Source organism: Sphingobium sp. ba1 (genome assembly GCF_000743655.1).
In the GTDB taxonomy this organism is placed as follows: domain Bacteria; phylum Pseudomonadota; class Alphaproteobacteria; order Sphingomonadales; family Sphingomonadaceae; genus Sphingobium.
This window is the reverse complement of sequence record NZ_JPPQ01000069.1, coordinates 2,414,751-2,422,217: the sequence shown is the minus strand read 5'-3', so window position 1 is coordinate 2,422,217 and position 7,467 is coordinate 2,414,751. Positions and strand designations below refer to the sequence as shown.

At 63.4% G+C, this 7,467-nt stretch carries 11 protein-coding genes; 2 read left to right on the top strand and 9 right to left on the bottom strand.

Going from position 1 to position 7,467, the window contains the following annotated elements; all coding sequences use genetic code 11:
* On the top strand, positions 1-755 hold a 755-nt coding region (locus IL54_RS14890), incomplete at its 5' end, for a cell wall hydrolase (protein WP_037478807.1).
* 360 nt (positions 756-1,115) lie between these two features.
* The gene (locus IL54_RS14885; RefSeq protein WP_037476638.1) at positions 1,116-1,244 is read left to right on the top strand and encodes an entericidin A/B family lipoprotein; all 129 of its coding nucleotides are present in this window, start codon (positions 1,116-1,118) and stop codon (positions 1,242-1,244) included.
* Positions 1,245-1,321: 77 nt separating this feature from the next.
* Here IL54_RS14885 and tatC read toward each other — a convergent pair whose 3' ends face one another.
* From tatC to IL54_RS14840, 9 genes are all read right to left on the bottom strand, one after another.
* Positions 1,322-2,101 carry a twin-arginine translocase subunit TatC gene (gene tatC / locus IL54_RS14880; RefSeq protein ID WP_037476637.1) on the bottom strand — a complete coding sequence of 260 codons (780 nt, stop codon included), beginning with the start codon at positions 2,099-2,101 and terminating at the stop codon, positions 1,322-1,324.
* Positions 2,098-2,550, bottom strand: a complete 453-nt coding sequence (gene tatB / locus IL54_RS14875) for a Sec-independent protein translocase protein TatB (RefSeq protein ID WP_037476636.1) — start codon at positions 2,548-2,550, stop codon at positions 2,098-2,100. Before tatB ends, tatC begins: the two co-directional genes overlap by 4 nt.
* Before the next feature lie 26 nt (positions 2,551-2,576).
* The gene (locus tag IL54_RS14870) at positions 2,577-2,813 is read right to left on the bottom strand and encodes a twin-arginine translocase TatA/TatE family subunit (protein WP_037476635.1); all 237 of its coding nucleotides are present in this window, start codon (positions 2,811-2,813) and stop codon (positions 2,577-2,579) included.
* Between the two features lie 27 nt (positions 2,814-2,840).
* Positions 2,841-3,431, bottom strand: coding sequence for an SMC-Scp complex subunit ScpB (gene scpB / locus IL54_RS14865; protein ID WP_037476634.1), 591 nt, complete (start codon positions 3,429-3,431; stop codon positions 2,841-2,843).
* A complete protein-coding gene (locus tag IL54_RS14860; RefSeq protein ID WP_037478804.1) occupies positions 3,428-4,189 on the bottom strand; it encodes a segregation and condensation protein A in 762 nt (253 codons plus the stop codon). The genes scpB and IL54_RS14860 overlap by 4 nt, the downstream gene beginning before the upstream one ends.
* A gap of 8 nt (positions 4,190-4,197) precedes the next feature.
* Positions 4,198-6,021 (bottom strand): glutamine--fructose-6-phosphate transaminase (isomerizing), encoded by a 1,824-nt coding sequence (gene glmS / locus IL54_RS14855; RefSeq protein ID WP_037476632.1) that lies wholly within the window; start codon positions 6,019-6,021, stop codon positions 4,198-4,200.
* Positions 6,022-6,036: 15 nt separating this feature from the next.
* Entirely contained in the window at positions 6,037-6,417 is a 381-nt protein-coding gene (locus IL54_RS14850; RefSeq protein WP_037476631.1) for a PIN domain-containing protein, read from the bottom strand.
* Complete coding sequence (locus IL54_RS14845) at positions 6,414-6,773, bottom strand: ribbon-helix-helix domain-containing protein (protein ID WP_037476629.1); 360 nt, start codon at positions 6,771-6,773, stop codon at positions 6,414-6,416. Before IL54_RS14845 ends, IL54_RS14850 begins: the two co-directional genes overlap by 4 nt.
* 45 nt (positions 6,774-6,818) lie before the next feature.
* Positions 6,819-7,467: metallophosphoesterase (locus IL54_RS14840; RefSeq protein ID WP_037478800.1), on the bottom strand; the 649-nt coding region annotated here is incomplete at its 5' end.

The window sequence follows — 7,467 nt, the reverse complement described above, 5'->3', positions numbered from 1 at the left end:
TCGATCCCGTGCCGGGCGTCGAAACCGTGCAGAGCCAGCATGTGCTGGGCCTCGATGCGGTCAAGGCCGCCCCCGCCACCATCTTTCGCGGCCTCACCCCGCTCGACAGCTATCGCGCGGTCAACTGCCTGACCTCGGCCATCTATTATGAAGCCGGAAACGAACCGGAAGACGGCCAGCGCGCCGTCGCGCAAGTCGTGCTCAACCGGGTGCGCAGCCAACTCTGGCCCGATACCGTGTGCGGCGTCGTCTATGAAGGGTCCGAACGCACCGACTATCGCTGCCAGTTCACCTTCAGCTGCGACGGCGCGATGGCGCGGCTGCCTGCGGCCGCCTCGTGGAACCGCGCCCGCCGCGTCGCGCAGGAGGCGCTGAGCGGCACCGTTTATGCGCCGGTCGGCCTCGCCACCCATTATCACACGCTCGCCGTCCGCCCGGAATGGTCATCCCGCCTGCATGCCGTGGCAGTCATCGGCGCGCATATCTTCTATCGCAATCCCGGCTTCAACGGCACGCCCGCCGCCTTCCGGGCGGTCTATCTGGGCCGGGAAACCCAGTCCGGCCCCGCGCGCCGCGTCTGGCCTACCCGCCCGGTGGCTCCTGTCGAACTGCTCGCGCCCACCTATAGCGCCCCAGCGCCAGCCAAGGCTGCGCCTGCGATCGGCTGGACGTCGCCTGCGCCCCAGGCCGATGACAGCCTGCCGGAATCGACGATCCGCCCGGAATATCGCAATAGCGGCCGCCCGCTGATCTGACTTTCTTGACGGCCGACGCGCTTTTTTAATCTTAACGGCCGGTTGACCATCAAAGTCCTTGAAAAGACGCGCGATAAAAAGTGCAAATTTTTGACCCCGGTTTGGAACCAGATTTCGGGCTTGTGGGTTCTATATTCAGGACAGCAAATCTTTTGCCCCCCGCTCTTGCTGTCCAATATTATGAGCCCGGAATGCTTCCCCCCCCGACGCGTTCCGGGCTCAACCTTTTTCCGGGCAAGATAATATTTGAAATCATTATATTTTCCACCGCCGGAACGCTTTGTCGGGCGGCGGGTTCTGATCTGCGTCACCGGCATGGCGCAAACCAACCGGTCGCGAAGTTTCTCAAGGAGACGGTCTATGACGAAGAAGATTTTTGCAGCCCTGCTGCTCACCGGTTCGCTGATGGTCGCCGCCTGCAACACCGTCGAAGGCGCTGGCCGCGACGTACAGAGCGCCGGCGAAGCGGTCGAACGCGCTGTCGACTGACCTGCACGATTTTCTGATTTGCCTCCCAGGCATCAATGAGGTCTGCCCCCAAGGGGCAGGCCTCTTTTTTTGCGGGTTCAGGCCGCCGCCTCTTCCGCCTCTTCGCCCTTGGCCTTGCGCCGGTCGGTGAACCAGATCGCCATGATCGTGATTTCGTACAGCAGCAGCAGCGGGATCGCGAGCATCAGCTGCGACACGACATCGGGCGGCGTCAATACGGCCGCGACGATGAAGGCCGCCACGATCATATAGCGGCGCAGGCCGATCAATTGCGCCCGGCTGACAAAGCCCGCGCGGTTCAGCAGCATCAGCAGCACCGGCATCAGGAAGCTGATGCCGAACGCCAGGATGAATTGCATCACCAGCCCCAGATAGGCGTCCGCGCTGGGCAGCGCTTCGACCTGCAAGCCGCTGCTATTGCCCTGAAACTCCAGAAAAAAGTGAAACGCCGTCGGCATCACCACGAAATAGGCAAGGCTTGCGCCCATGCCGAACAGGAAGGGTGTGGCCAGGATGAAGGGCAGCAGCGCCTTCTTTTCCTTGGCATAGAGCCCCGGTGCCACGAACGCCCAAAGCTGGTTGGCGATGATCGGGAAAGACAGGCAGAAAGCCCCGAAAAAGGCGATCTTCACCTGCACGAAAAAGGCTTCGTAGAGCTTGGTATAGACGAGCTTGCCGCCGCCATCGCCAAAAGCTTCCTTGAGCGGATGCACCAGGATCGCGAAGAGTTGTTCGGAAAAATAGAAGCATAGCGCCCCGGTCAGGGCCAAGGCATAGACGCATTTGAGCAGCCGACCGCGCAATTCGATCAGATGGTCGAGCAAGGGGGCCTTGCTCTCGTCAATATCGCCGATCATGCCGCCGCATCTCCCTTAGGGGTCGCGGACGCGTCGGCGACATAGGGCGGACCATCCGATGCCGCGACGGGCGCGGCGGCCACGGGCGCGGATTCGGCGACGAACGGCGGCACTTCCACGGGCGCAGGCACGGCCGACTGCGCGACATAGGGTGGATGCTCGTCAGCGGCCACGGGCGCGTCCAGCGCTTCCATCGCCGGCGCTGCGCTTTCGGGCGGATGCTCGGCCATGATCCGCTTATTCTGGTCGGCCCATTTCTTTTCCAATTCCTCCAGTTCGACTTCGCGCACCATCGCGTCCAGGCCCGTGCGGAAATGGCGGGCCATGCCCTGCGCCTTGCCGATCAACTGCCCCACCTTGTAGAGCGCGCGTGGCAAGTCCTTTGGCCCGATCACGATCACCGCAATGATCACGATCACCAGAAACTCGGTGGAATCGATGCCGAACATGGGACTGGTCTACCAGATTGTGCGAATCAGACCTTGGTCTTGTCTTCCGTGGTCACGCTCGCATCCTGTTCGGACACGCGCTGCCCCTCGATACGGCTGGCAGGCTTGGTCGGCGTGGCGTCATCATCGTCGGCCATGCCCTTCTTGAAGCTCTTGATACCCTTGGCGACGTCACCCATCAGGCCGGAAATCCGACCGCCACCGAACAGCAGCATGACGACCAGGAGGACAATGACCCAGTGCATCAGCGAAAAGGAACCCATTTTCAATACTCCAGCAAGCAGACCTATCTAGGCCACATCGTCATCAGTTTCCAGAACGGATTGGCCGCCCAGACCCTCCAGCGCCAAATCCACCGGATCGAGCAGCCCGGCCGCGCGCAGATCGTCCACGCCCGGCAGGTCACGGCGGCTGCTAAGCCCGAAATGTGACAGGAAGTCTACGGTCGTCGCATAGATGAGCGGACGGCCCGGCACTTCGCGCCGCCCGGCGGGCCGGACCCAGCCCGCCTCCATTAGCACGTCGAGCGTCCCCTTGGCCACCTGCACGCCCCGGATCGCCTCGATCTCGGCGCGGCTGACCGGCTCATGATAAGCGATGATCGCCAGCGTCTCCATCGCCGCACGCGACAATTTGCGCGGCTCATCCTTTTCGCGGCGCAAGATATGCGCCAAGTCCGGCGCGGTCTGGAAATGCCAGCGCCCGCCGCGCTCGACCAGATTGACGCCCCGCCCGGCATAGTCGTCCGCTAATCCCGCCAGCGCCGCGGCCAGGTCGCCCTCGCCGACATGCAGCTTGAGGTCCGCAGGCGTCATCGGCGCTTCCGCCACGAACAGCGCCGCCTCCACCGCGCGCCGGAAATCGTCGGGCTCTTCATTCATGCGCCTGCCTCCGGTGTCGCCGCGCGCAGATAGAGCGGCTGGAAAATCCCGTCCTGCTGCAATTCCACCCGCCCCTGCCGCGCCAGTTCCAGCGCCGCAACGAAACTGCTCGCCAGCGCCGACTTCGCCTTGGGACCGTCCAGATCTTCGGGCAAAAACGACTCCAGCCGCGTCCAGTCGATCGCCGTGCCGACCAGCGCGCCGACGCGCTGGATCGCCTCGTCCAGCGTCATCACGGGTCGCCGGGCGATGGTGTGAACGACCGGCCGTGTACGCGCGCGAATCTGGCCATAGGTCTGAATGAGGTCATAGAGGCTTGCGCGCCATTGCGTCCTGCGCACCAGCCGCAATCCTTCGGGCTTGCGCCGCATGAACACATCGCGTCCGATCCGGTCCCGCGCCATCAACCGCGCGGCGGCATCGCGCATCGCGTTCAGGCGCTGCAACCGCAATTGCAGGCGCAGCGCCATCTCCTCAGGACTAGGATCGGGCTGTTCCTGCCGGGGCAGCAGCAGCGAGGATTTCAGGTATGCGAGCCACGCCGCCATCACCAGATAATCGGCCGCCAGTTCCAGCTTCAATTGCCGCGCGCCATCGATGAAGACGAGATATTGTTCGGTCAGTTCCAGGATCGAAATCTCGCGCAGGTCGACCTTCTGCCCGCGCGCCAGCGTCAGCAACAGGTCGAGCGGCCCTTCCCAATGGTCGAAGCTGACGGTCAATATGTCCGGGCCGGGGATGACCGGCGACGCGAACATATCCTCGCTCACTCCACCGTCACCGACTTGGCGAGGTTGCGGGGCTGATCGACATCCGTGCCCTTGGCGACCGCGACATGATAGGCCAGCAACTGCACCGGCACCGCATAGACGAGCGGCGCGATCAGCGGATGGACCTTGGGCATTTCGATCGTCGCCATGCAGCCTTCACCGGCCAGCGCAATGCCTTCCGCATCGGAAATCAGCACCACCTTGCCGCCGCGCGCCTGCACTTCCTGCATATTGCTGACGGTCTTTTCGAACAAAGGCCCACTCGGCGCGATGACGATCACCGGCACCAGTTCGTCGATCAGTGCGATCGGCCCATGTTTCATCTCGCCCGCGGCATAGCCCTCGGCATGGATATAGCTGATTTCCTTGAGCTTGAGCGCTCCTTCCAGCGCCATCGGATAATCCGGCCCACGGCCCAGATACAGCACGTCCCGCGCGGGCGCGATCAGATGCGCCATCGCCTCGATCTGCCCGTCGCGGCTCAGCGCCTCGTTGAGCGCGGCCGGTGCTTCGGACAGGTGCCAGACGATCTCGGCCTCCTCCTCCGGCGTCAGCTTCCCTTTGGCCCGCGCCAGATTGGCCGCCAGCGCCGCCAGCACCGCCAACTGGCAGGTGAACGCCTTGGTCGAAGCGACGCCGATCTCCGGCCCGGCATGGGTGGGCAGCAACAGGTCGGCCTCACGCGCCATCGAACTGGTGGGGACATTGACCACCACCGCGATGATCTGCCCCTCCGCCTTGGCATGGCGCAGCGCCGCCAGCGTGTCCGCCGTCTCGCCCGACTGGCTGATGAACAGCGCCAACCCGCCCGGCTCCAGCACCGGGTCGCGATAGCGGAACTCGCTTGCCACATCGATATCTACGGCGACGCGCGCGAATTTCTCGAACCAATATTTGGCGACCAGTCCGGCATAATAGCTGGTGCCGCACGCGACGATGGTGATGCGCTTCACCGACCCCAAGTCGAAATCCATGTCGGGCATGGCGACCTCATTCTCCATCCGGCGGAGATAAGCGCGCAACGTCTGGGCGACGACGACCGGCTGCTCAAAAATCTCCTTCTGCATGAAGTGGCGATGATTGCCCTTGTCGATCATCGCCCCCGACACGCCGGACAGCGTGACCGGCCGTTCGACTGGCTGATTATCCTTGTCGAAAATCTCCGCGCCGTCCTTGGTTATGACGACCCAGTCGCCCTCTTCCAGATAGGCGATCCGCTGCGTCAACGGCGCCAGCGCCAGCGCATCGGACCCCAAATAGGTCTCGCCATCGCCATAACCCACGACCAGCGGCGACCCCAGCCGCGCGCCAATCAGCATGTCGGGATGGCTGCGGAACAATATGGCGAGCGCAAAGGCCCCGTGCAGGCGCGGCAAGACCCGCGCAACGGCATCGCGCGGCGACACGCCCTGCTCGACCAGTTCGCTCACCAGATGCGCAACCACCTCGGTATCGGTCTGGCTGTCGAAAATGCGCCCGCGCGCCATCAGTTCGGCGCGCAGCGGCTTGAAATTCTCGATAATGCCATTGTGGACCAGCGCCACTTCGCGCGTCGCATGGGGATGCGCGTTGCTGGTCGTGGGCGCACCATGCGTCGCCCAGCGGGTATGAGCGATACCGGTGGTGCCGGGCAGCGGCTCGTCGCGCAATTCGGTCACCAGATTGGCGAGCTTGCCTTCCGCCCGCCGCCGTTCGATCGCGCCATCATGGACCGTGGCGACGCCCGCGCTGTCATAGCCGCGATATTCCAGCCGCTTCAATCCATCGACCAGCCGCTCCGCCACGTCGTCCCTGCCGATGATACCGATAATGCCGCACATGTGCCGGAGAGCCTTTCAGAGTGTGTAGGGAACGCGGATACCTGGCATCTCTGCCGGGAAATCCTTTGTATTTCGTGTCACCAGCACGCGGCCGCGCAATTGCGCCGTGGCCAGGATGATGGCGTCCGGCGATTTGAGCCTTGCCCGTTCACGGCGCAGCGCAGCCGCCCGATGCGATATCTCGTCATCAATTTCGTCCAGGCCGAACTGTGCCAAAAACATCAGCACCTCACGCACGGCCGTTTCATTCCCCTTGGACAATATCTCGATCCACGCCATGCGGCTGAGCCACATGCGCGCACCGCTATCGGCTATGCGGGAAAGTTCGCGATGCGCGGGTTCGTGATTCAAAAGAGCGTCGATGACGATATTGGCGTCCAGGCTGTAACCGCTCATGCGCTGTTCTTTGGGTGCGTCTCGGCCGCCTTCTTGGTCAGCGCCAGATAATGCGCCCGCTCCTTATCATCTTCTTCCGTGAAATATTCAGGCGATGCGGCGCGGACTTCGTCATAATCATCGTCCCAGGGTCGTGTCCATTCCGCCCGCCGCGCACGTTCATATTCGTGGGGATCGATCGACACGCCATTCCGCGCCCACGCGCCGAAGCCCTGCTGCAGCCAATCTTTCGACGTTTGCGGGCGATAGGCCGAAACCGCCTCCCGCAGCACCGCCGCGCGCGACTTGCCCTGCTCGCGCGCCAATTGGTCGAGCCATTTGACGTCTTCGTCGGGAATATCGGCCAGGAAACGCATGATGATAGATTGATATCATATCATGATATCATGTCAACAGGCGTCTCACTGTGGCCGGACAGTGATCAGCCAGATGTCCGGTGGTGCGAGCATCCGAATCGGCAATCCGCTGGTGCCGACCCCGCCCGCCACGATCATCGTTCTCGCCCCATCGCGATACAGGCCGCAGGCATAGCGCGTGCCATATTTCGACGGCACATAGACGATCCCCGCAAAGGGCAGCGCCACTTGCCCGCAATGGGTGTGCCCCACCAACGTCAGCGACGGCGCATCGGGCAAAGCGGGAAACACATCCGGCCCGTGCGACAGGATCAGCGGCGCGCCACGGACCCGCGCCATCGCCGCCAGCGTCGCGGGCAAATCGATCCTGCGCGTATAGACATCCTGCAACCCGCCGATCGCCAGCGGCCCGCGCCGCACCGCGCCATCCTGCAACAAAGTGATGCCCATGCGTGCAAAAGCCGCCTGCCAGTCCGCGCCACTCAAAGCGCGCTGGTTCTTCTGGCTGCGGCTGTCATGATTGCCCAGCACCGCGACGACACCCAGAGGCGCGCGCAGCCCCGCAAAGGGCGCGATGCTCGCCCGCGCATCATAGGTCGCGCCACCTTTGGCATCGCCGATATAATCGCCGCCCAGCAGGATGAGGTCAGGCTTGAGCGCATTGATCTGCGCCACGATCCGCGCCATCCGCGCC

What these genes read in the sequence shown, in the direction of transcription:
- IL54_RS14845 (WP_037476629.1), bottom strand. Translation starts at nt 6,773, where the DNA reads ATGCGTTTCCTGGCCGATATTCCCGACGAAGACGTCAAATGGCTCGAC.
- IL54_RS14850 (WP_037476631.1), bottom strand. Translation starts at nt 6,417, where the DNA reads ATGAGCGGTTACAGCCTGGACGCCAATATCGTCATCGACGCTCTTTTG.
- scpB (WP_037476634.1), bottom strand. Translation starts at nt 3,431, where the DNA reads ATGAATGAAGAGCCCGACGATTTCCGGCGCGCGGTGGAGGCGGCGCTG.
- IL54_RS14860 (WP_037478804.1), bottom strand. Translation starts at nt 4,189, where the DNA reads ATGTTCGCGTCGCCGGTCATCCCCGGCCCGGACATATTGACCGTCAGC.
- IL54_RS14870 (WP_037476635.1), bottom strand. Translation starts at nt 2,813, where the DNA reads ATGGGTTCCTTTTCGCTGATGCACTGGGTCATTGTCCTCCTGGTCGTC.
- glmS (WP_037476632.1), bottom strand. Translation starts at nt 6,021, where the DNA reads ATGTGCGGCATTATCGGTATCATCGGCAGGGACGACGTGGCGGAGCGG.
- tatB (WP_037476636.1), bottom strand. Translation starts at nt 2,550, where the DNA reads ATGTTCGGCATCGATTCCACCGAGTTTCTGGTGATCGTGATCATTGCG.
- IL54_RS14885 (WP_037476638.1), top strand. Translation starts at nt 1,116, where the DNA reads ATGACGAAGAAGATTTTTGCAGCCCTGCTGCTCACCGGTTCGCTGATG.
- tatC (WP_037476637.1), bottom strand. Translation starts at nt 2,101, where the DNA reads ATGATCGGCGATATTGACGAGAGCAAGGCCCCCTTGCTCGACCATCTG.